Below are 22,200 nucleotides of genomic sequence, written 5' to 3'. Positions count from 1 at the left end.
CGGGGCCGAAGATCAGGCCTGCTCAAAACCGTCAGCCGCATAAACCGATTCTTAACTCATTGCAGCAGCGCCGTCGCGGCTTAAACACTACGCAAGCTTTCGGGCGCATCCACTATGGACAGGAGCGAACAATGTTCTCTGGATGGCGCGACGTTGCGGCCCGCCGGCCGTGGCGGATTTCGGCGAAGCTGCTGATCATCTCGTCCGTGGTGACGGTGATCGGCTTTTCCGCCATTTGCGTCAACGTCATGCTCGACATGCGCCGCGGCGAGGAGGCGCTCGCCCGCCAGACGCTGGAAAACCTTGCGACCACGATCGAGTCCGACGTCAGCCGCAACGTCGAGATCTACGATTTGTCGCTGAAGGCGGTCGCCAGCAACATGCTGCTGCCCGAGCTGGCGACGGTCTCGAAGCCGATTCGTCACCTGATCCTGTTCGACCACGCAACCACCGCCAGGCATTTCGGCGCCATCCAGGTGTTCGACGCCGAGGGCCGGCTGACCATCGACGCCTCCACGCTCGATCCGCTGCCGGAGGACCGCAGCGAGGAAGACTATTTCAGGGTTCACCGGGACAATCCCGGCGCGGAGCTGTTCATCAGCCGTCCCATGCTGTTTCGCGGCGCCTACTCGATCGTGCTGAGCCGGCGCATCAGCGACGCGGACGGCGGCTTCATGGGCGTCGTCGCCGGCTCGATCCGCTTCAGCTATTTCCACGAATTGTTCGATCGGCTCAACCTCGACCCCGACGACACCATCACCGTGCTCAAGCGCGACCGCACCATCATCATGCGGCGGCCATTCGATCTCGACGTCATCGGCACGAACCTGAACGACCGCCAGAACTGGAAGGCCGACAATCTCAGGGTCGGCGCCTCCTATTCGGGACAGGGCCCGGTCGATCCGACGCCGCGACTCTATGTCCGCAGCAAGAACAATGGTCCGCTGTTCGTGGTCGCCGGCAAGCCTTTGGCCGCGGTGTTCGCGCTCTGGCAGAAGGAGGCGATCCGCATCGGCGCCGTGGTGCTGGCGCTCGCACTGTTCGTGCTGGGATCGACGCTCGTGCTCGCGCGCGAAATCGGCCGGCGCGCCGAGGCCGAGCGCAAGCTCGAGGAGTTGGCGACGACGGACGCGCTCACGGGCCTGAAGAACCGCCGCAAGTTCGATTCCGTCATCGACGTCGAATGGCGGCGCGCCATGCGCCAGAAGGCGCCGATCGCGCTGCTCATGATCGATGCCGATCATTTCAAGGCCTACAACGACACCTTCGGCCATCAGGCCGGCGACCAGGTGCTGGTCGGCATCGCCATCTGCATTTCCGATTCGGTGAGCCGCGCCGGCGACTGCGCGGCGCGCTATGGCGGCGAGGAATTCGCCGTGCTGCTGCCGAACACCTCGGCCGCCGATGCCTTCAAGGTGGCGGAGACGATCCGCCTCAAGGTGCAGGGCTGGTCCGACGATCAGGCGATGTCGACGGTGTCCTGCGGCATCGCCAGCCTCGTCCCCGCCGCCGGCATGGACTGGGCGCTGCTGGTTGCCGCCGCCGACAAGGCGCTCTACGCCGCCAAGGCCGGCGGGCGCAACCAGTCGGTGGTGGCGAGCCTGCCGCAGCTGTCGCTGGTGGCGTGAGGCGCTGTTCTCTCGCAGTCATTGCGAGCGAAGCGAAGCAATCCAGATCGTCTCCGCGGAGGTAGCCTGGATTGCTTCGTCGCTTCGCTCCTCGCAATGACGAGCAGAGAGATTGCGGCGGCTACTGCCCCAGATACTTCTTCATCTCGGCGATCAGGCCGTCGCGCAATTCCGGGCGCTTCAAGCCGTAGGCGATGTTGGCGCGCAGGAAGCCGGGCTTGGAGCCGCAATCATGGCGCTCGCCCTCGAACTCGACGCCGTAGAATTTCTGCGTCTTGGCAAGCCCGATCATGGCGTCGGTGAGCTGGATCTCGCCGCCGGCGCCGCGCTCCTGGGTCTCCAGGATCTTGAAGATCTCCGGCTGCAGGATGTAGCGGCCGGTGATCGAGAGGTTGGACGGCGCCGTGCCCTTGGCCGGCTTCTCGACCATGCCGTCGACCTCGAACATTTTGCCGTTGCGCTTGCCGACGCCGCAGATGCCGTATTGGTGGGTCAGATGATCGGGCACCGCCTCGACCGCGACCAGATTGGATTTTTCGCCGAGCGAGGACGCCATCTCGATCATCTGCTTCAGGCAGCCCGGCGTATTGAGCACGAGCTCGTCCGGCAGCACCACGGCGAACGGCTCGTTGCCGACGATGTCGCGCGCGCACCAGACCGCGTGGCCGAGGCCGAGCGGCGCCTGCTGCCGGGTGAAGCTGACCGCGCCGGCTTCCGGCTGGTTCTGCGCCAGGATGTCCTGCTCGGCTTTCTTGCCGCGTGCGGCCAGCGTCGCGTCGAGCTCGAACATCCGGTCGAAATGATCCTCGATGACAGCCTTGTTGCGGCCGGTGACGAAGACGAAGTGCTCGATGCCGGCTTCCTTCGCCTCGTCATAGACGTACTGGATCAGGGGCTTGTCGACGATGGTCAGCATTTCCTTCGGCATTGCCTTGGTGGCAGGCAGAACGCGGGTGCCGAGGCCGGCGACGGGGAATACAGCTTTGCGAATCTTCATGGGATCGATCGAATACCTTGGGGCACATGGGACGGGAGCAATGGCATTCTTGCTAGCCTGTTTGCAGCCGCCAACAAAGGCGGATGTGGGGCCTCGCCCCGACAGAGTTAAGAAAAAGGCCGTCACCAAAATTTCACCTTTGTTAAGCTATTGGCAACGCTAACCAGGCCTCCTGTGGCGGGTTTTCAGGCCGACGGGTGGGATATGATGCAATCAATGGCAGGACTGGCGAGACGTGCTGGCGGCGCAGTCGTTGCGGCCGCTTTGCTGCTGCCGGCCGGCGCGCAAGCGCAGGCACAGAACGGCCTGTCGAACCTGTTCGGCGGCATCTTCTCGGGATCGAACCCGGCACCGGCGCAACCCACACCTGGCCCGAGCGGCGCGCCGACGGGAGCATTGCCCTGGAGCGGCGAGGACGGCGCCTCCGGCCATCCCTTGATGACGGCCGCCGCGATCCGCGAGGCTGCCGGCAACTTCAACAATTGCGTCGCTGCGATGTGGCCCGATGCTGCACGGCGCGGCGTCACGCAGGAGAACTTTCAGCGCTTCACCGCCGGACTCTCGCCCGACCTGCGCATCATGGACCTCATGGACTCGCAGCCGGAATTCACCAAGTCGATCTGGGACTATCTCGACATCCTGGTGAACGACAACCGCCTCGCCAAGGGCCGCGAGGTCCTCGCCAAATACAAGGCGCAGTTCGACGCGACTGAGAAGGCCACCGGTGTCGACCGCACCATCATCGCCTCGATCTGGGGCATCGAGTCCAATTACTCGACGCAGATGGGCGACCGCAGCGTGCTGCAATCGACCGCGACGCTCGCCTGCATCGGCCGTCGCCAGGCCTATTTCAAGGACGAATTCCTCTCCGCGCTGGAGATCCTCAACCGCGGCGATCTGCGTCCGGAGCAGCTGCGCGGCTCCTGGGCCGGCGCCTTCGGCCCGACCCAGTTCATGCCGACCGCGTTCAAGCGCTTCGCGGTGGACGGAGACGGCGACGGCCGGCGCGACGTCGTCGACAATCCGACCGACCTGATTGCCTCGACCGCCAACAATCTGAAGAAGGACGGCTGGCAGCCCGGCCAGACCTGGGGCTACGAGGTCGTGGTGCCGCAAGGCTTCAACTACATGCTGGCCGACCGCGCCAAGGCGATGCCGATCGCGCAATGGGAGAAGCTCGGGCTCAAGCGTCCGAACAACCAGCCCTTCCCGCAGCCGGCGGAGAAAGCTTACCTGCTGGCGCCGGCCGGCGCGCAGGGACCGGGCTTTCTGATGCTGCAGAATTACCGCGTCATCATGAAGTACAATCCGGCCGAGGCCTATGCGCTGGCGATCGGCCATTTCGCCGACCGGCTGCGCGGGGGACAGCCTTTCGTGCAGCCCTGGCCGCGCCAGGAGCGCGAGCTATCGCGGACCGAGCGGCTGGAGCTGCAGCAACTGCTGGCCCAGCGCGGCTTCTACAAGGGCACCCCGGACGGCCAGTTCGGTGGCATGACCAGGGAGGCCTTGCGCAACTTCCAGGCCTCGATCGGGGCCCCCGCCGACGGTTTTGCCTCGTCCGACGTGCTGGACCGGCTGCGCGGGCGGTAAAATCGCGCCTGAAGTAACCTTGAAGGCGGATTTTGCCTGAAAACCTTGACCGGGACTGGTGTTCCCCGGTCTATGGACAAGAATCTGCGATGGAATTTGCCCGTTTGGCGCCTGATTCCGTTATTATATGAAGCTAACTCCGATCCTCCATTGCGCGCGCCCGAGATCGCATGTCGAAGAAGTCCCTGTTCAAGGCGCTGACCGAGACCGGCCCGTTGATCGCGCTGGGGACGGCGCTTGCGATCCTGGTGTCGGTGGCGGCACCGGCTTCGGCACAGTTCTTCAACTTCCCCGGCTTCGGCGGGCCGCCGCAGCGTTCGGCCCCACCACCGCCACCCCGGGGCGGCGGAGGTGGCGGCTGGTTCGGCGGCGACTTCTTCGCACCATTCCAGCAGCAGCCGCAGCAAGCGCCGCGCCAGGATTTTTCGCGCGCGCCGGCACCGGCCAAGCGCGACACCATTCCTGAGAAGAACGTGCTGGTGATTGGCGATGCCATGGCCGACTGGCTCGCCTATGGCCTCGAAGACGCCTACGCCGAGCAGCCCGACATGGGAGTTATCCGCAAGCACAAGACCACGTCCGGCCTGATCAAGTACCAGCCCAAGGGCGAGCCCGCGGACTGGGCCGCGGCGGCCAAGGGCATTCTCGAGACCGAGAAGCCCGACGTGATCGTCGTCATGCTCGGCCTCAACGACCGCGTCGCGATCCGCGAGCCGGCCGCCGACAAATCCGACAAGGCAGCCGCGGAAAAAGACAAGGACAAGAAGAACGACAAGGGTGGGCGCGCCAAGCCACCGGCGAAGCCCGGCGATGCCAAGCCCGACACCGCCGCCAAGCCGGACGACAAGCCTGCCGATGCCGACCTGCCGCAGGACGACGCCGACAACGCCGACACGCCGGCGGCCGCGCCGGAAAAGACTGCGCGCAACCCGAACGGCCTCTATGAATTCCGCGACGAGCGCTGGGTCGAGCTCTACGGCAAGAAGATCGAGGAGCTCGCGGGTGTGCTCAAGGCCAAGGGCGTGCCCGTGCTCTGGGTCGGCCTGCCCGCAGTTCGCGGACCGAAGGGCACCGCGGACACGCTGTTCCTGGATTCGCTGTATCGTGAGGGTGCGGCCAAGGCCGGCATCACCTATGTCGACGTGTGGGACGGCTTCGTCGACGAGGCCGGCCGCTTCCTGCAGAAGGGCCCGGACTTCGAAGGCCAGATCCGCCAGCTCCGCAGCTCCGACGGCGTCTACTTCACAAAGCCGGGCGCGCGAAAACTCGCGCACTATGTCGAGCGCGAGATCACGCGCCTGCTTGCAGGACGCTCCGGCCCGATCGCGCTGCCGAGCGAGCCTGCGACCCCCGACACCAGCGCCGAGCCGGGCAAGCCCGCGCCGCGGCCGCTGGCCGGGCCAATCGTGCCGCTGGTTGCAGCCTCGATCTCGACCGATCAATTGCTGGGCGGACCAGGCACGCGTCCCGCCGCCGTCGATGCGCTCGCGGCAAAGACCATGGTGAAGGGTGAGCCGCTGGCAGCTCCCGCCGGCCGTGCCGACGATTATGCCTGGCCGCGCCGGGAAGTCGGCCGCGAGCAGGCCAAGGGCGATACGCCGATGGCGGCAACGATGCCGGACGGCGGGGCGGCTCAGGGCGCACCGGGCGCGGCCGCCGCGATCGCGCCGCCAAAGCTCGCGCCGAAGAAGCCGCCGCTCCCGCCACAGCAGCCGGCCCAGGCAACGCCCTCGTTCAGGGATTTCTTCGGCTTCGGCTCGCCGCAGCCCCCGCCGGCCCCGCGCCAGCTGGCGCCGGCACCCGGACCGCGCAATCCGAATCCCAATCCTGGGGTCCCGCGTCCGCCGGGCAACGTTGGCCGCTCGGCCGAGATGTTCCGGTAATCGTCTCTGACGATTTCAGATGTCATTCCGGGGCGCGCATAGCGCGAACCCGGAATCCATCGTGCCACCGGCAATGTTGATGAATGGATTCCGGGCTCGCGCCAAGAGGCGCGCCCCGGAATGACGCACGACAATCAGCCGTAATAGCGCCAGCGTGACGGCGGGCGACGGGCGGGACGCGACATCAGAAGCGCCAGCGCGAAGCCGATGCCGCCGGCAACCAGCAGCGCGCCGAGCGGGTTGTCCTGCACCTTCTGCGCGATGGCCTTCGAGCCGTCGCGGAAAGTCTCGCCACTGTTCTCATAGGCATCCTTGGCATAGCCCGCGGCCGTGTCCGTGGCCTCGCGCACGGCATCCTTGGCCTGGCCGTAGAGATTTTGCACCGTGCCCGCAGCTTCCCGCGCCTTGCCCGACGCCTGCGTCTTGGCATCGCCTGCCATGTCGCCGATCGCGCCTTCCGCGCGCCCGGCATATTCCTTCGCCGATCCAACAATCCGATCCGTGTCCATGATGATCCTCCTCGGTGGTCAGCCGAAGTAACCGATCAGACGCAGCGCGGTTCCTTGGCTTGGCCTACAGAATCTTGGCCTACAGAATCAGGCCGCCATCGACGACCAGCGTCTGGCCGATGATGTAGGACGACAGCGGCGAAGCCAGGAACAGCGCCGCGCCCGCCATGTCGGCCGGCGTGCCCAATCGCCGCAGCGGGATGCGTGCGAGTGCGCCTTCCAGCCGCTTCGGATTGTCGGTCGTCACCTTCGTCATCTTGGTATCGACGAGCCCTGGCGCGATGCCGTTGACGCGGATGCCGTCCTCGGCCCAGGCCTCGCCCAGCGTGCGCGTCAATCCGACCGCACCGGTCTTCGAGGCATTGTAGGCGGGATTGCCCATGGTGGAATGATAGGCCGCAGTCGAGGACACGATGATCAGGGCGCCCTTCGCATCCCGCAACATGGAATGAAAGCGCGTCGCGCAGGCCATCAGACTCATCAGATTGACCTCGACGACCTTGCGGAAACCCGCCATCTCGAATTCGCCGCGGCGGTAGATCACCGCGCCCTGCGCGAGCACCAGGACGTCGAGACGTTCGAACGACGGCTTGAACGCTTCGATGGCATTGGGATTGCTGACGTCGAGCTGCGCGTAAGCAAGACCTTCGAGATCGGAGCCTTCCTCGGCCGAATATTCCGTTGCGTGAGCACGCGTGCCGCAGACCGCAATTGTTGCGCCCTTGGCGCGAAAGGCCTGCGCGATGCCGTTGCCGATGCCGCTGGAACCGCCGACCACCAGCACCTGCTTGCCTGAGAAATCGAGCTCGTTTGCCATTCGCGGCCTCCCCTGTTGTTTTCTGCTTGTTTGACCTGTCTGCGGATCGATGCCAGCCTTGTCAATCATAACAAGAACCAGCTCGGCGCGAGGAAGCAGCATGTCCGACTTCAGGGAGCTCAGCCGGTCCGTGAAGGGCCTCACCGTGCTCGTCACCGGCGCGGCCAGCGGCATGGGGCGCGCCATCGCGCGCATATTCGCTAGCGAAGGTGCGAATGTCGCCGTCACGGATTTCGACGAGCATGGCGCGCAGGACGTCGCCAAGGAGATTGCGGCGAGCGGTGGCACGGCAAGGGCGTGGAAGCTCGACGTCGCCGAAAGCGGCGAGATCAAGCGCGTGGTCGGCGATGTCGCCGCGCATTTCAGCGGTCTCGACATCGTCGTCAACAATGCCGGAATCTCGGTGCGTGTCGCAATCGACGATGAGGCCTATGAGGACGCCTGGGCAAAGGGCATCGCCGTGATGCTGACGGCGCATCCGCGCATCATCCGCGCCGCGCTGCCGCATCTGCGCAAGTCGAAGAGCCCGCGCATCGTCAACATCGCCTCGACCGAGGCGCTCGGCGCCACCGCCTTGCACAGTCCGTATTCGGCTGCGAAGGGTGGCGTTGTGAGCCTCACCCGCTCGCTCGCGGTGGAGCTCGGCCGCGAGGGCATCACCGTCAACTGCATCTGTCCCGGACCGATCCGCACGGGAATCACGGACCGCATCCCGGAGGAGCACAAGACCATCTACGCCAAGCGCCGCACCGCACTCGGCCGTTACGGCGACCCTGAAGAGGTCGCGCATATGACGCTGAGCCTGTGCCTGCCCGCGGCGTCCTTCCTCACCGGCGCGGTGATCCCGGTCGACGGCGGGCTGATGGCGCGGAACGCGTGAGAGCCATGCGCGCAGCGCGTTGACATCGCCGGATGCGGGAGTCATTTTTTCCACAAACAGAGCGGGGAAACCGCTCGTCAATGCGGGAGGAACGCCATGACCATCGCCATCCGGCAGCTTCAGAAACATTTCGTCGGCGAGGTATCCGGCCTCGATCTGCGCAAGCCGCTCACGCCGGATCAGGCGCGCGAGATCGAGGCCGCCATGGACAAGTACGCCGTGCTCGTCTTCCACGATCAGGACATCACCGACGAGCAGCAGATGGCGTTCGCGCTGAACTTCGGCCAGCGCGAGGAAGCGCGCGGCGGCAACATCACCAAGGCGGATGAACACCGCCTCACCTCGGGCCTGAACGACGTCTCCAACCTCGGCAAGGACGGCAAGCCGCTGCCGAAGGACAGCCGCGCCAATCTGTTCAACCTCGGCAATTGCCTGTGGCACTCGGACAGCTCGTTCCGCCCCATTCCCGCAAAGTTCTCGCTGCTGTCGGCGCGCGTGGTGAACCCGAAGGGCGGCAACACCGAATTCGCCGACATGCGCGCGGCCTATGACGCGCTCGACGACGAGACCAAGGCGGAGATCGAGGACCTCGTCTGCGAGCATTCGCTGATGTATTCGCGGGGATCGCTCGGCTTCACCGAATACACCGACGAAGAGAAGGAGATGTTCAAGCCGGTGCTGCAACGGCTGGTGCGCACGCATCCCGTGCATCGCCGCAAGTCGCTGTATCTGTCATCGCATGCCGGCAAGATCGTCGGCATGAGCGTGCCCGAGGGGCGGCTGTTGCTGCGCGATCTGAACGAGCACGCCACGCAGCCTGAGTTCGTCTACGTGCACAAATGGAAGCTGCATGACCTCGTGATGTGGGACAACCGCCAGACCATGCACCGGGTCCGCCGCTACGACCAGTCCCAGCCCCGCGACATGCGCCGCGCGACGGTGGCGGGGACGGAGCCGACGGTGCAGCAGCAGGCGGCGGAGTAAGGCGCTGTCGTCGTGGTGAAGGCAGCAACGACAGAGTTGCAGACGACAGGGCGCGGGCGTTTCAACACACTCCGTCATTGCGAGCGAAGCGAAGCAATCCAGAATCCCTCCGCGTCGGGCTTCTGGATTGCTTCGTCGCTTCGCTCCTCGCAATGACGTGGTGGGAGGCCAGCTACACTCAGCGCCAGCTACGCGTGCCCGGCCTCGTTCGAGAGCATGCCGGGATCGATGCCGATCTTCTGCAAGGCGCGGTTGTACTTGTCGTCGACGTCGTCGCCGAAGATCAGATCCGCATCCGCGTCGCAATGCAGCCAGCCGTTGCTCTGGATCTCCGTCTCGAGCTGGCCCGGCGCCCAGCCGGCATAGCCGAGCGCGAGGATGGCGTGCTTGGGGCCGGAGCCGTTGGCGATCGCGCGCAGAATGTCGACCGTCGCAGTCAGGCAGACGCCGTCATCGATCCGCAGCGTCGCGTTCTCGATGTAGAAGTCGCTGGAATGCAGCACGAAGCCGCGCCCGGTGTCGACCGGGCCGCCGCGCAGCACCTTCATGCTTTCGGCGTTCTCCGGCAGCTTGATGTGCTCGCCCTTCTTGATGATGCCGAGCTGCTGCAAGAGCTCGGGGAAATCGATGCTGCCGGCGGGATGGTTCACGATGATGCCCATCGCACCTTCCGCCGAATGGGCGCAGAGATAGATCACCGAGCGCTCGAAGCGGGAATCGCCCATCACGGGCATTGCGATCAGGAGCCGGCCGTCGAGATAGCCGGAACTGGGCAACGCGGCGCCCGAGCTGCGGGTGCTTTCGCCCGTCCTCTTGCCTGTGGGAGCCATCGCTCAAGCACTCCGGTTTCAATTCCTATCCTGATGTCGGGCCGGTCGGCTGTCAAATCAAGGCTTGCGGCGACTTGATTCAAGTGCATCCATCACACGCAATTCAATGGTTTGGCCCGGGGCCACCCTGTAAAGACGTGCTATGCTTACGAGAGTTCCCCTGCGTGCGGCGATTGGCGTCGCAACAACCCTGCTCGCGTCGGCGCTGGCCATCGCCGCCCGTGCCGATGACGCCTCGCCTTGGCAGCGCGACGGACATTCCGCGGTGCGGCTGCTGGCGGGATCGCGCAGCGGCGCGGTTTTGCTCGGCGGTATTGCCTTCCAGCTCCAGCCCGGCTGGAAGACCTACTGGCGGTCGCCCGGCGATTCCGGCGTTCCACCCCGGTTCGACTTCTCGAAGTCCGATAATGTCGAAGCGGTGACGGTGATGTGGCCGGCACCGCTGAAATTCGACGACGGCGCGGGCGGCCATTCGATCGGCTATCGCGACCAGGTCGTGCTGCCCCTGCGCATCGTCGCCAAGGCCGCGGACAAGCCGGTGACCTTGCGCGCGGAGATCAACTACGCGGTGTGCGAGAAGCTCTGCATTCCCGTGGAGGCCAGCGCCGAGCTCGGCTTCAACAGCGTCGCCTCGACCGAGGATGCGAACTTGCGTGCCGCGCTCGACACCGTGCCGAAGCCCGCCAATGTCGGCGACCCCAATCCGCTCACCATTCGCGACGTCAAGCGTGACGGGCCCAAGAACGTGGTGGTCGACGTGGTGACGCCGGACGGCCGCAAGGTCAATCTGTTCGTGGAAGGCCCGACACCCGATTGGGCGCTGCCGATTCCGGCGCCGGTGCAGCACGGCCCGCCGGGGGTGATGCGCTTCTCGTTCGAGCTCGACGGATTGCCGCCGGGCGCCAAGCCCGAGGGCGCCGCGCTGAAGTTCACGCTGGTCGGGCCGGAGAAGGCGTACGAGTTCAATACGAATTTGGAGTGAGCCAGGTCAACGCGAGTGAGTTGCCGGGCTCCCGCTCCAGCCGAGAGTGGGCCACGGCACCCCGCCCAACCGAATCTTAACGAATCGTTGCTAGTCCCTCACCTGCCGCTGCAGGTCGCCCTGGGGATTCTTCGAATTGGCCGTGATGGATGCACCACCCGCAACGACCGGACCGGCCGGCCTGATTGCGCGGCTGCGCGCCAAGCTCGCGGGCGGATCGAGCGAGGCGTCGCTGACGCGGCGGCTCGCCGGCACCATCTTCGTCATCCGCGTCATCAGCGCCGGCCTCGCTTATGTCTCGCAGGTGCTGCTCGCGCGCTGGATGGGTACGTCCGATTACGGCATCTACGTCTATGTCTGGACCTGGGTGCTGCTGCTCGGCAGCATGATGGATTTCGGCATCTCGGCCTCGGCGCAAAAAATCATTCCGGAGTACCGCGCCAGCGGCGCGCAAGCGCTGCTGCGCGGCTTTCTCTCCGGCAGCCGCTGGCTGACCTTTGCCGTGTCCACGCTGGTGTCGCTCGGCCTTGCCGGCATCGTCAAATTGCTGTCGCCCTGGATCGATCCGGCCGAGGTGCTGCCGCTCTATATCGGCTGCATGACGCTGCCCGCCTTCGTCGTCGCCAACACCCAGGACGGCATCGCGCGCTCGCACGACTGGATGCAGCTCGGCCTGATGCCGCAATTCATCATCCGCCAAGCGCTGATCATCGCCATCACGGCGCTCGCCTTCCTGCTCGGCTATCACCTCGGCGCGGTCGCCGCGATGGTGGCGAGCCTGGGCGCGGTGTGGATCGCGATGGCCGGGCAGATGGTGGTGCTAAACCGCAAGCTCGCCGATCACGTCACACCGGGACCGAAGGTCTATGACGTCAAGGGCTGGCTCGCCGTCTCGCTGCCGATCCTGCTGGTCGAGAGCTTCTACCTGCTATTGTCCTACACCGACGTGCTGGTGCTGCAGCAATTCCGTCCCTCCGACGAGGTCGGCGTCTATTTCGCCGTGGTGAAGACGCTGGCGCTGGTCTCGTTCATCCATTACGCGATGTCGGCGACGACGGCGCATCGCTTCGCCCAATACAATGCCAGCGGCGACAAGGCGCGCCTGTCGGCTTACGTCGCGCACGCCATCAACTGGACGTTCTGGCCGTCGCTGGCCGCGACCATCGTGCTGCTCGCGCTCGGCAAGCCGCTGCTGTGGCTGTTCGGACCGCAATTCATGATCGGCTACGACATCATGTTCGTGGCCGCGATCGGCCTCGTGGTCCGCGCCGCCATCGGCCCGGTGGAGCGGCTGCTCAACATGCTCGGCCAGCAGAAGATCTGCGCGCTGGCCTACGCGCTGGCCTTCGTGATGAATGTCGTGCTCTGCATCGCGCTGGTGCCGCGCTACGGCGGCCACGGCGCGGCGGCTGCGACCTCGATCTCACTGAGCTTCGAGACCGTGCTGCTGTTCTGGATCGTGCGGCAGCGGCTGGGGCTGCACGTGCTGGCGTTCGGGAAATAGCGATAGCAATTCGTAGGGTGGGCAAAGCGAAGCGTGCCCACCGCTCTTTCTCAATCGCGGAAAAATGGTGGGCACGGCGCTTACGCGCCTTTGCCCACCCTACGGCCTCGCCTCTTACTCCGCGGTCCAGCCGCCGTCGATCGAGAGGTTGGTGCCGGTGATCTGGGCGGCGTCGTCGCTGCACAGGAACAGCGCGAGCGCGGCGACCTGCTCGGAGGTGACGAACTCCTTGGTCGGCTGCGCATCGAGCAGGACATCGTTGATGACCTGCTCGCGCGTCAGGCCGCGCGCCTTCATGGTGTCGGGGATCTGCTTCTCCACCAGCGGGGTCCAGACATACCCGGGGCTGATGCAGTTGCAGGTGATCTTGTGGGTCGCGACTTCCAGCGCCACGGTCTTGGTGAGACCGGCGATGCCGTGCTTGGCCGAGACGTAGGCCGACTTGAAGGGCGAGGCCACCAGCGAATGCGCCGACGCCGTGTTGATGATGCGGCCCCACCCCTTCTTCTTCATGCCGGGCACCGCGGCGCGGATGGCGTGGAACGCCGAGGACAAATTGATTGCGATGATCTGGTCCCATTTCTCCGGCGGGAATTCCTCGATCGGCGAGACGAACTGGATTCCGGCGTTGTTGACGAGGACGTCGACCGATCCGAACGACTTCTCGCCGAGCGCGATCATGCCGGCGATCTCGGCGGGCTTGGTCATGTCGGCGGGGGAGTAGACCGCCTTCACGCCGAAATCGTTCTCGATCTTGGTGCGCTCCTTCTCGATGTCCTCCGGCGCGCCGAAACCGTTTATGACGACATTGGCACCGGCGGCGGCGAAGGCGCGTGCGTAAGCGAGCCCAATGCCGCTGGTCGATCCGGTCACGACGGCGTTCTTGCCTGACAGAGTACCCATTCTATTCACTCCTTTTTGCCGGGGGCGCGGTGACGTCCCCCGTGAGATCGTAGGTCACCATGGTCTCGCCGGACTGCGGCCGCTCCAGCCAATCCTTGTGGCGCATCGACAGGTGCACGTCGCGCACGCCGGCTTCCCAATGCTCGACCATGGCGACGTGCGAGAAATCGTAATCCTTGGACGAGGATTCGTAGTTCTTGCTGCGGTAGATCAGATGCACCACGGTGACGGTGCTTTCGCGCGACACTTTCGCCAGGAATTCGACGGAAGGATCGTTCCTGAGGTAGTCCGGCAATTTGCCGATCAGATCGCGCACCGCCCTGCGGGCGTTGTGCAGCTGCTTGTTCTTGTCGGTGTTCATCCGCGTGCGGCTGGAATAGCGGATGTCCTTCTCGCGCTCGGCGGCCTCCAGCAGCGAATTCGGCAGGTCGCCACGCGCGGAAAACAGATCGACCTGGAAGATCAGCATGTCGCGTGCGACCTCGGCATCGAGCACGTAGTCGAGCGGGGTGTTGGAGGCGATGCCGCCGTCCCAATAATGCTCGCCATCGATGACGACGGAAGGAAATCCCGGCGGCAGCGCGCCGGAGGCCATGATGTGTTCGGGGCCGATCTTCTTGCCGCGCTTCTTGAACTCGTAATTGTCGAAATATTTGAAATTGCCCGAGGTGACGCCGACCGCGCCGACCGACAGGCGTGTCTTCAGATCGTTGATGCGGTCGAAATCGACGAGACGCTCCAGCGTCTTCTTCAGCGGCGCGGTGTCGTAATAGCTTTCCGCTTCGGGATGCCCCGGCGGCCACAGCGGCGCCGGCGGAATGCGCGGCGTGAAGAAGCCGGGCACGCCGAAGGTCGCGATCAGCGCAGCACTGGTGGAATTGAACAGCTCGCGGCTGTGGTCGCTCTTGCCGACCGGCTTCCACGGCACCGGGGCCGACACCATTTCCCAGAATTCCTTGAGCCGCTCGACGCGGGCGCGCCCCTCGTTGCCGGCGATGATGGCGGCATTGACCGCGCCGATCGAGATGCCGGCGACCCATTCCGGATCGAAGCCGTAGCCGCACAGCGCCTGAAAGGCGCCGGCCTGGTAGGAGCCGAGCGCGCCGCCGCCCTGGAGGACCAGAACGCGTTGCGCATTCGCGGGGACGCTGGCGGATTCCGGGCTATGATCGGTCATATGGGAACAATAGCAAAAGGCTGGCCACCGTGGCGACACTCCGCCGCGGCGTCAATGCATCCCGGGATCAAGTCTGGCTTATCGCGGCTCCGTCGAGGCCAGGATCATGGCCCAGAACACCTTGTATTTGGTGCCTGGAGCATAGCTCGCCGCGATGCCTAATTTTGTGACACCGCCCTTGAGCATGTTGGCGCGGTGCGGAGGCGAGTCGCGCCAGCCGGAAAACGCTTCCGCCAGCGTATGATAGCCGGCCGAAATGTTCTCGACCGCCACGGTGGCAGGATAACCGCCAGAGGCCAGACGCTTGGCCAGCGGCGCGCGGACGTCGTGGTCCATCTTGTTGGCCGCCGCCATCGCGCCCGACTGGGATTCGGCGAGCCTGGTCAAATCCGGATCGACCACGACCGTGCCGAGCCCGTTGTTCTGGCGGTATTGCGAGATCATGATCGCAGCCGCCTGGACGTCGAGCTTCGAGCCCGGGACCGCCATGTCGGCATACATCGACGGCTGCTGGACCGGTGCTTCGTTGCCGGCGCAGCCGGCGAGCAGCAACATGATGAGAATTGCGGCCGCAGCGCGCATGAATCGGGGCCCCCAAATGAGGGGCCGTTGTTGCATACCAACAATGGCTGAAAGGTGAATATTGAAGAGAATTTGAGCCGTCATTCCGGGGCGGAATGACGGTAGACTTAGCCCGCAAATATCCGGTAGCGACGCGGATTGAGACCGATCGTGTCGCCGGCGCGCAGTTCCTTGTCGCGGGGGGCGTCGATCTCGATGGTCTCGCCGCCGGACAGGGCCACCTCCGCCCGCTGCACCGGGCCGAAATTGCGGACATGCTGGACCGCACCCTCGAAGGCCCCGCTGCCGGGCGGGCCGACCAGCATGTCATGTCGCCGTACGAACAGCTTTGACGCGCCAGGCGTCAGGCCCTCCGCGGCGAGCTGAAGCGGCCGGTCGCCGAGCCTGATCACGCCGCCTTCGACCTGGACCGGCAACTCGATGGACTCGCCGATAAAGCCGTGAACGAAGGCGCTCGCCGGCATTTCGTAGACATCGTCAGGCGAGCCGACCTGCTCGATCCGGCCCTTGTCCATCACCACGACGCGATTGGCGACTTCCAGCGCCTCCTCCTGGTCGTGGGTGACGAAGATCGAGGTGACGTTGATCTCGTGATGCAGCGAGCGCAACCATTTGCGCAGCTCTTTCCGGACCTTGGCATCCAGCGCGCCGAAGGGCTCGTCGAGCAGGAGGATGCGCGGTTCGATCGCGAGCGCGCGGGCGAGCGCGATGCGCTGACGCTGGCCGCCGGAGAGCTGGCTGGGATAGCGGTCGGCGAGCCAATCGAGCTGCACCAGATCGAGCAGCTCCTTGACGCGCGAGCGGATCGCGGCCTCGTCCTTTCGGACCGCGCGCGGCTGCACGCGGAGGCCGAAGGCAACGTTCTCGAACACCGACATGTGGCGGAACAGCGCATAGTGCTGGAAGACGAAGCCGACGTGGCGCTCGCGGGCGCCTTGCGCCAGCGCGTCCTCACCGTTGAAGAAGACTTCGCCCGAGTCCGGCCAGTCGAGGCCGGCGATGATCCGCAGCAAGGTGGTCTTGCCGGATCCGGAGGGGCCGAGCAGCGCCAGCAGTTCGCCGTTGTCGACCTTGAGGTCGACGCCGTCGAGAGCGGCAAAGCTGCCGAATTTCTTGACGAGATTCCTGACTTCAATCGTCACTGGCGTCTTGTCCTTCGTCGAGATGACGTTCGAGAATTGTTTTTGCGATGAGCGTGATCAGCGCAAGCATTGCGAGCAGCGAGGCGATCGCGAAAGCGGCGACGAACTGGTATTCGTTGTATAGGATCTCGACCAGAAGCGGCATGGTGTTGGTCTCGCCGCGGATGTGGCCGGAGACGACGGAGACCGCACCGAACTCGCCCATTGCGCGCGCGTTGCAGAGCAGGACGCCGTAGAGCACGCCCCATTTGATGTTGGGCAGGGTGACGCGGAAGAAGGTCTGCAGCCCGGAGGCGCCGAGCGAGATCGCGGCCTCCTCCTCCTGCGTGCCCTGCTCCTGCATCAGGGGAATCAGCGCGCGCGCCACGAACGGGAAGGTCACGAAGGTGGTGGCGAGCGCGATGCCGGGAACCGCGAACAGGATCTGGATGTCGTGCTCGCGCAGCCAGCTGCCGAAAAAGCCTTGCGCGCCGAACAGCAGCACGAAGACGAGGCCCGAGATCACCGGGCTGACCGAGAACGGCAGGTCGATCAGCGTGATCAGGAAGGTCTTGCCAGGGAACTCGAATTTCGCAATCGCCCAGGCGGCGACGAGACCGAACACCAGATTGAGTCCGACGGAAATCGCCGCGACGATCAACGTCAGCTTGATCGCCGCCATCGCCTCCGGCTCGGCGAGCGCGGCGAAATAGGCGAGGATGCCCCGGGAAAACGCCTGCGCGAACACGACGACGAGCGGCAGCACGACGAAAACGGTGAGAAACAGCACCGCCAGCGTGATGATGGCGATGCGGACGGCGCGCGGCTCGGTGCGCAAATTGTTCCGCGCTGCCGCCGCGTGAGCGCGTGCCTTCGAGTCGGAGGCCGAGAGCGACACGGAATCTGCGATCTGCATCGTCATGATCCGCCCTCAGCGCGCCGGAATCCGGCTCCGCGCCCAGCGCTGGAGCCGATTGACCGTGAAGATGATGACGAAGGAGACGACCAGCATGACCACCGCAATCGCGGTCGCATCGGCGTAGCGGAATTCGGACAGGCGTATCACGATCAAGAGCGGCGCGATCTCGGAGACGTTGGGCAGATTGCCGGCGATGAAGATCACCGAGCCGTATTCACCGACCGCGCGGGCGAAGGCGAGCGCGAGGCCCGTGAGCAGCGCCGGGGCGAGCGAGGGCAGGATCACGCGGACGATGGTCTGCCAGCGGCTGGCCCCCAAGCTGCCGGCTGCCTCCTCGATCTCAGGGTCGAGATCCTGGAGCACCGGCTGCACGGTGCGGACAACAAAGGGAATGCCGATGAAGATCATGGCGACGAAGATGCCGACCGGCGTGAACGCCACCTTGATGCCGAGCGCGGCGAGCGGCGCTCCCAGCCAACCTTTCTCGGCGAACAGCGCCGTCAGCGCGACGCCGGCCACCGCCGTCGGCAGCGCAAACGGCACGTCGACGATGGCATCGAAGATGCGACGGCCGGGGAAGCGGTAGCGCACCAGCGCCCAGACGATGATGCTGCCCATCACCAGGTTGACGCAGGCCGCCGCAAAGGCGAGGCCGAACGAGACGCGGAGCGCGTTCAGGGTGCGGCGGCTGGAGAGGATATTCCAGAACTGCTCGGGGCTGAGCTCGAGCGATCTCAGGAACAGGCCCGCGAGCGGAATCAGGATGATCACGGACAGCCAGGAAAGCGTCAGTCCCATGGTGAGACCGAAGCCCGGCAATGTCCGGCGTCGTGCTGCGAGTGCGCTCACCAGGCCCCCTGCTAAAGCCTCTACGACAGCGCCCGATCAGTTCTTGTAAATCTGATCGAAAACGCCGCCGTCTGCAAAATGTTCCTTCTGTGCCTTGGTCCAGCCGCCGAAGACGTCGTCGATCGTGAACAGCTCGACCTTGGCGAAGGAATTTTCGTACTTTTTGGCGGTCTCGGCATCGCGCGGACGGTAGAAATTGCGCGCGGCGATCTCCTGCCCTTCCTTGGTGTACCAGTATTGAAGGTAGGCGTCGGCCGCGTTGCGGGTGCCCTTTTTGTCGGCAACCTTGTCCACGATCGCGACCGGCGGCTCGGCGAGGATCGACTGCGGCGGTGCGATGATCTGGAATTTTTCGGGACCAAACTCCTTGAGCGCAAGATAAGCCTCGTTCTCCCAGGCGAGCAGCACGTCGCCGACGCCGCGCTCGACAAAGGTCACAGTGGCGCCCCGCGCGCCGGTATCCAGCACCGGCACCTGCTGGTAGAGCTTTCCAATGAAGTCCTTGGCCTTGTCGGTCGAGCCGTACTTCTTCTGCGCAAAGCCCCAGGCGGCCAGATAATTCCAGCGCGCGCCGCCCGATGTCTTCGGGTTCGGCGTGATGACGGCAACGCCCGGCTTGAGCAGATCGTCCCAGTCCTTGATGCCCTTGGGATTGCCCTTGCGCACCAGGAAGACGATGGTCGAGGTATAGGGTGATGAATTCTGCGGCAGCCGCTTCTGCCAATCCGCCGCGGTGAGACCCTTGTTCGCGATCGCGTCGATGTCATAGGCCAGCGCAAGCGTCACCACATCGGCCTGCAAGCCGTCGATCACCGCGCGTGCCTGCGAGCCGCTGCCGCCGTGCGACTGCTTGATCTCGACGCTCTTGCCGGTTTCCTTCTGATAGGCGGTCGCGAACGCCTTGTTGAACTCGACATAGAGCTCACGCGTCGGATCGTACGACACGTTCAGCAAATTGATGTCAGCGGCCAGAGCCGAGCCTGCCCAGAACCCCGTCGCGAGCAATCCCGCGGCGAGCGGAACGATACGGCGCATCATGTCCATCTCCATTCACCTCGACGACATCGGCGTCATCGACGGCAGGCATAACTCGCGGCGAAACGCTCTTGTGTCAACGGAACCTGATTTTCTTGTTCGCAGCGTGGCAGCGCGACTGTGCTACGAAGTCTTCATCGTGTGGATGCCGCATTCTGTCTTGGCTCTGCCACGCCAGCGGCCGGCGCGTGCATCCTCGCCCTCAGCCGTTCGGCTGGTGCAAGGCATACACCCAACCGACAGGAATCCTGACGCAGCCAGAGGGTGTCGCGGCAATTTGGCGCGGGAGAAGATCGCCTCGATCTCCTCGCGCGAGACGTTGGCGAAGGGATTGAACTTCAGCCGCGCGCCATCGTCCTCGACGACCGGAATGTCGGCGCGCGCATTGCCCTGGAAACGCTTGCGGCCGTTGAGCCAGGCGTCGAATGGTTTCAGCGCACGCGCCAGCGGCTCGACCTTGCGGATGCGGCAGCAGGCGTCGGGATCGGAGAACCAGAGGTCGCGGTCGGGATCTTCGCGCAACAGCGTCTCCTCGGCGGGCTTGATCGAGCGGACGTCCTTCAGGCCCAGCGTCGCAATGAGGGTATCGCGATAGGCCAGCGTCTCCTCGAACAGCCAGCCGGTGTCGAGAAAGATCACGGGGATCGCCGGATCGACGTCCGCCATCACCTTCAACAGCGTCGCCGATTCCGTGCCGAAGGAGGACACCAGCGCAAGCTTCTCGCGCCCGACCGTTTTCAGCGCCGCGGCAATGACCTCCGCGGGCGAGGCATCGCGCAGGGCGCGATCGAGCTCGTCCGCCGAAGGCAGCGCAGACACGGGCGAAACATGTGGCGCGATCGCGTTCACGTGCCGACCCCTTCGGAGTGGCGCAGCTGCATGCGCCGGTGCAGCGCGGTGATGCGGCCATCGCCGGTCGGCTGGTAGAACACCGAATAGCGCTTGGCGGTCTGCATGAAGGCTTCGGCGTCGGCCTGCTTCTTGACCTCGAAGGCATCGAAGCCGGCCCGCAGCATGAACACGAACTGGTCGCGCAGCACCTGACCGGTCGCGCGCAATTCGCCGCGGTAATTGTAGCGTTCGCGCAGCAGCCGCGCCTGGCTGTAGGCCCGTCCGTCACGGAAGGTCGGGAACACCAGCGCGACGGCGGCGATCTTGCCGAGATACGGCACGAGCTCGCTGATGTCGCGACTGTTGGGCCAGATCACGCCGACCTTGCCCGAACGCTTGAGCAAGCCCTCGGCCTCGCCGAGGAAGCGCTCGGCGGGCACCAGGATGTCGCCGCCCTCGGGCAGCGGCGTGTCGACGGCGAGCTTGACAAAGCTGTCATCGACGATCTTTCCGCCGTTAACGAGTGGCATAGACGCGCTCCTTGAAGGGTTCGACGCCGAGGCGCTTCACCGTGTCCATGAACAGCTCTTCCGGCCGCTCGCGCAGCGCGAGATAAGCTTCCACGATGTCCTCGACGACGTCGGCGACCTCGTCGAACTTCACGCCGGGACCGATCAGGGTGCCGAGCGCCGCATTCTCGTCCGCACGGCCGCCGATGGTGATCTGGTAAACCTCCTCGCCGTTCTTCTCGACGCCGAGAATGCCGATATGGCCGACATGGTGATGGCCGCAGGCATTGATGCAGCCGGAGATGTTGATGTGGAGACGGCCGATCAGGTTGGCCAGCTCGTGGTTGGCGAAGCGCCGCGTCAGCTCCTGCGCGATCGGAATCGAGCGCGCATTCGCCAGCGAGCAATAATCGAGCCCCGGGCACGCGATGATGTCGGTGATCAGATTGACGTTGGGCGTCGCGAGCCCGAGCTTGTCGAGCGCCTTCCACAGCGCCGGCAAATCGCGCTTGGCGACGTGCGGCAGCGCCAGGTTCTGCTCATGGCCGACGCGGATCTCGCCGAAGGAATATTTGTCGGCGAGATCGGCCAGCGCATCCATCTGCTCGGCCGTGGCGTCGCCCGGAGGCCCGCCGGTCGGCTTCAGCGAGATCGTGACGATCGAATAGCCCTGCACCTTGTGCGGCGCCACCGAGTTCTTGCGCCACGCCTCGAAGTCCGGATCGGCCGCGGCCTGGCGCAGCTCGTCCGGCATGTGCGGCAGCTTCTCGTAAGGAGGATAGGTGAAGCGCGAGCGGATGTCCTCGATCACCTCGTCGTCGATCTGGAGCGAGGAGTTACGAATGTGCTGCCACTCGTCCTCGACCTCGCGCGAAAACTTCTCGATCCCGAGCTCGTGCACCAGGATCTTAATGCGCGCCTTGTAGATGTTGTCGCGGCGGCCGTACTGGTTGTAGACGCGCAAGATAGCCTCGATGTAGCTGAGGATGTCGCGTCCGTGCACGAAGTGCTTGATGGTCTTGGCGATGAACGGCGTGCGGCCGAGACCGCCGCCGACGAGAACCTCGAAGCCGGTCTCGTTCTTCTCGTTCTTGATCAGGCGCAGGCCGATGTCGTGGATCTTGATCGCGGCGCGGTCGTGGTCCGAGGCGGTGATCGCGATCTTGAACTTGCGCGGCAGGAACGAGAATTCCGGATGCAGCGTGGTGTGCTGACGGATCAGCTCAGACCAGATGCGCGGATCCTCGATCTCGCCCGGCGCGACGCCGGCCCATTGATCCGAGGTGACGTTGCGCATGTTGTTGCCGGAGGTCTGCATCGCGTGGATGCCGACCTTGGCGAGGTCTTCGAGCGCATCCGGCAGCTCGGCGAGCTTGATCCAGTTGAACTGGATGTTCTGCCGCGTGGTGAAGTGGCCATAGCCGCGGTCGTATTTGCGCGCGACATGGGCAAGCGCCCGCATCTGGTTCGTCGCCAGCGTGCCGTAGGGAATCGCGACGCGGAACATGTAAGCGTGCAGCTGCAGATAGACGCCATTCTGCAGACGCAGAATCTTGAACTCGTCCTCGGTGAGCTCTCCGGACAGGCGCCGCTTCACCTGGTCGCGGAACTCCGAGACGCGCTCGTTGACGAGCGTGCGGTCGATTTCGTCGTAAGCGTACATAAGTGCG

At 64.9% G+C, this 22,200-nt stretch carries 21 protein-coding genes; 7 read left to right on the top strand and 14 right to left on the bottom strand.

The window, feature by feature from the left end; all coding sequences use genetic code 11:
- Nucleotides 1-131: 131 nt before the first annotated feature.
- A complete protein-coding gene (locus tag DCG74_RS11615) occupies nucleotides 132-1,628 on the top strand; it encodes a diguanylate cyclase (RefSeq protein WP_172784860.1) in 1,497 nt (498 codons plus the stop codon).
- A 121-nt stretch (nucleotides 1,629-1,749) separates the two neighbouring features.
- On the opposite strand, the gene DCG74_RS11610 is transcribed toward DCG74_RS11615, so the two are convergent.
- Complete coding sequence (locus DCG74_RS11610; RefSeq protein ID WP_172784861.1) at nucleotides 1,750-2,625, bottom strand: UTP--glucose-1-phosphate uridylyltransferase; 876 nt, start codon at nucleotides 2,623-2,625, stop codon at nucleotides 1,750-1,752.
- Between the two features lie 207 nt (nucleotides 2,626-2,832).
- Here DCG74_RS11610 and DCG74_RS11605 point away from each other — a divergent pair, with 207 nt between their 5' ends.
- Both DCG74_RS11605 and DCG74_RS11600 read left to right on the top strand, forming a co-directional pair.
- Nucleotides 2,833-4,215 (top strand): lytic murein transglycosylase, encoded by a 1,383-nt coding sequence (locus DCG74_RS11605; protein WP_246708780.1) that lies wholly within the window; start codon nucleotides 2,833-2,835, stop codon nucleotides 4,213-4,215.
- Between the two features lie 170 nt (nucleotides 4,216-4,385).
- Entirely contained in the window at nucleotides 4,386-6,098 is a 1,713-nt protein-coding gene (locus DCG74_RS11600; RefSeq protein ID WP_172784863.1) for an SGNH family hydrolase, read from the top strand.
- 134 nt (nucleotides 6,099-6,232) lie between these two features.
- On the opposite strand, the gene DCG74_RS11595 is transcribed toward DCG74_RS11600, so the two are convergent.
- Both DCG74_RS11595 and DCG74_RS11590 read right to left on the bottom strand, forming a co-directional pair.
- Nucleotides 6,233-6,607: a CsbD family protein gene (locus tag DCG74_RS11595; RefSeq protein ID WP_172784864.1), complete on the bottom strand. Its 375-nt coding sequence runs from the start codon at nucleotides 6,605-6,607 to the stop codon at nucleotides 6,233-6,235.
- A gap of 79 nt (nucleotides 6,608-6,686) precedes the next feature.
- Nucleotides 6,687-7,424, bottom strand: a complete 738-nt coding sequence (locus tag DCG74_RS11590) for an SDR family NAD(P)-dependent oxidoreductase (RefSeq protein WP_172784865.1) — start codon at nucleotides 7,422-7,424, stop codon at nucleotides 6,687-6,689.
- Nucleotides 7,425-7,524: 100 nt separating this feature from the next.
- On the opposite strand from DCG74_RS11590, the gene DCG74_RS11585 reads away from it, so the two are divergent.
- Complete coding sequence (locus tag DCG74_RS11585; RefSeq protein WP_172784866.1) at nucleotides 7,525-8,304, top strand: SDR family NAD(P)-dependent oxidoreductase; 780 nt, start codon at nucleotides 7,525-7,527, stop codon at nucleotides 8,302-8,304.
- Between the two features lie 96 nt (nucleotides 8,305-8,400).
- Nucleotides 8,401-9,288, top strand: a complete 888-nt coding sequence (locus tag DCG74_RS11580; RefSeq protein WP_172784867.1) for a TauD/TfdA family dioxygenase — start codon at nucleotides 8,401-8,403, stop codon at nucleotides 9,286-9,288.
- Nucleotides 9,289-9,476: 188 nt separating this feature from the next.
- On the opposite strand, the gene DCG74_RS11575 is transcribed toward DCG74_RS11580, so the two are convergent.
- Nucleotides 9,477-10,118, bottom strand: a complete 642-nt coding sequence (locus tag DCG74_RS11575) for a YqgE/AlgH family protein (protein ID WP_172784868.1) — start codon at nucleotides 10,116-10,118, stop codon at nucleotides 9,477-9,479.
- 142 nt (nucleotides 10,119-10,260) lie between these two features.
- Between DCG74_RS11575 and DCG74_RS11570 the strand changes: the two genes are divergently transcribed.
- Nucleotides 10,261-11,100: a protein-disulfide reductase DsbD domain-containing protein gene (locus tag DCG74_RS11570; protein WP_172784869.1), complete on the top strand. Its 840-nt coding sequence runs from the start codon at nucleotides 10,261-10,263 to the stop codon at nucleotides 11,098-11,100.
- Nucleotides 11,101-11,245: 145 nt separating this feature from the next.
- Nucleotides 11,246-12,604, top strand: coding sequence for a flippase (locus DCG74_RS11565; protein WP_172784870.1), 1,359 nt, complete (start codon nucleotides 11,246-11,248; stop codon nucleotides 12,602-12,604).
- A 114-nt stretch (nucleotides 12,605-12,718) separates the two neighbouring features.
- On the opposite strand, the gene DCG74_RS11560 is transcribed toward DCG74_RS11565, so the two are convergent.
- The 10 genes from DCG74_RS11560 to DCG74_RS11515 all read right to left on the bottom strand — a co-directional run bounded on the left by DCG74_RS11560 (nucleotide 12,719) and on the right by DCG74_RS11515 (nucleotide 22,193).
- The gene (locus tag DCG74_RS11560) at nucleotides 12,719-13,507 is read right to left on the bottom strand and encodes a 3-hydroxybutyrate dehydrogenase (protein WP_172784871.1); all 789 of its coding nucleotides are present in this window, start codon (nucleotides 13,505-13,507) and stop codon (nucleotides 12,719-12,721) included.
- Between the two features lies 1 nt (nucleotide 13,508).
- Nucleotides 13,509-14,684, bottom strand: coding sequence for a patatin-like phospholipase family protein (locus DCG74_RS11555; protein WP_172784872.1), 1,176 nt, complete (start codon nucleotides 14,682-14,684; stop codon nucleotides 13,509-13,511).
- Nucleotides 14,685-14,762: 78 nt separating this feature from the next.
- Complete coding sequence (locus DCG74_RS11550; protein ID WP_172784873.1) at nucleotides 14,763-15,266, bottom strand: CAP domain-containing protein; 504 nt, start codon at nucleotides 15,264-15,266, stop codon at nucleotides 14,763-14,765.
- Nucleotides 15,267-15,373: 107 nt separating this feature from the next.
- A complete protein-coding gene (locus tag DCG74_RS11545) occupies nucleotides 15,374-16,408 on the bottom strand; it encodes a sulfate/molybdate ABC transporter ATP-binding protein (protein ID WP_172784874.1) in 1,035 nt (344 codons plus the stop codon).
- Nucleotides 16,398-17,309: a sulfate ABC transporter permease subunit CysW gene (gene cysW / locus DCG74_RS11540; RefSeq protein WP_172784875.1), complete on the bottom strand. Its 912-nt coding sequence runs from the start codon at nucleotides 17,307-17,309 to the stop codon at nucleotides 16,398-16,400. Before cysW ends, DCG74_RS11545 begins: the two co-directional genes overlap by 11 nt.
- Before the next feature lie 9 nt (nucleotides 17,310-17,318).
- A complete protein-coding gene (gene cysT / locus DCG74_RS11535) occupies nucleotides 17,319-18,155 on the bottom strand; it encodes a sulfate ABC transporter permease subunit CysT (protein ID WP_172784876.1) in 837 nt (278 codons plus the stop codon).
- A 36-nt stretch (nucleotides 18,156-18,191) separates the two neighbouring features.
- Nucleotides 18,192-19,199, bottom strand: coding sequence for a sulfate ABC transporter substrate-binding protein (locus DCG74_RS11530; protein ID WP_373569517.1), 1,008 nt, complete (start codon nucleotides 19,197-19,199; stop codon nucleotides 18,192-18,194).
- Between the two features lie 114 nt (nucleotides 19,200-19,313).
- Nucleotides 19,314-20,039 (bottom strand): phosphoadenylyl-sulfate reductase, encoded by a 726-nt coding sequence (locus DCG74_RS11525; RefSeq protein WP_172784878.1) that lies wholly within the window; start codon nucleotides 20,037-20,039, stop codon nucleotides 19,314-19,316.
- On the bottom strand, nucleotides 20,036-20,551 hold the full coding sequence (locus DCG74_RS11520; protein ID WP_172784879.1) for a DUF934 domain-containing protein: 516 nt from the start codon (nucleotides 20,549-20,551) through the stop codon (nucleotides 20,036-20,038). The genes DCG74_RS11525 and DCG74_RS11520 overlap by 4 nt, the downstream gene beginning before the upstream one ends.
- Nucleotides 20,538-22,193, bottom strand: coding sequence for a nitrite/sulfite reductase (locus DCG74_RS11515; protein ID WP_172784880.1), 1,656 nt, complete (start codon nucleotides 22,191-22,193; stop codon nucleotides 20,538-20,540). The genes DCG74_RS11520 and DCG74_RS11515 overlap by 14 nt, the downstream gene beginning before the upstream one ends.
- Nucleotides 22,194-22,200 lie beyond the last annotated feature (7 nt).

The organism is Bradyrhizobium sp. WBAH42 (genome assembly GCF_024585265.1).
In the GTDB taxonomy this organism is placed as follows: Bacteria; Pseudomonadota; Alphaproteobacteria; order Rhizobiales; family Xanthobacteraceae; genus Bradyrhizobium.
This window is presented reverse-complemented; position numbering and strand designations above follow the sequence as displayed.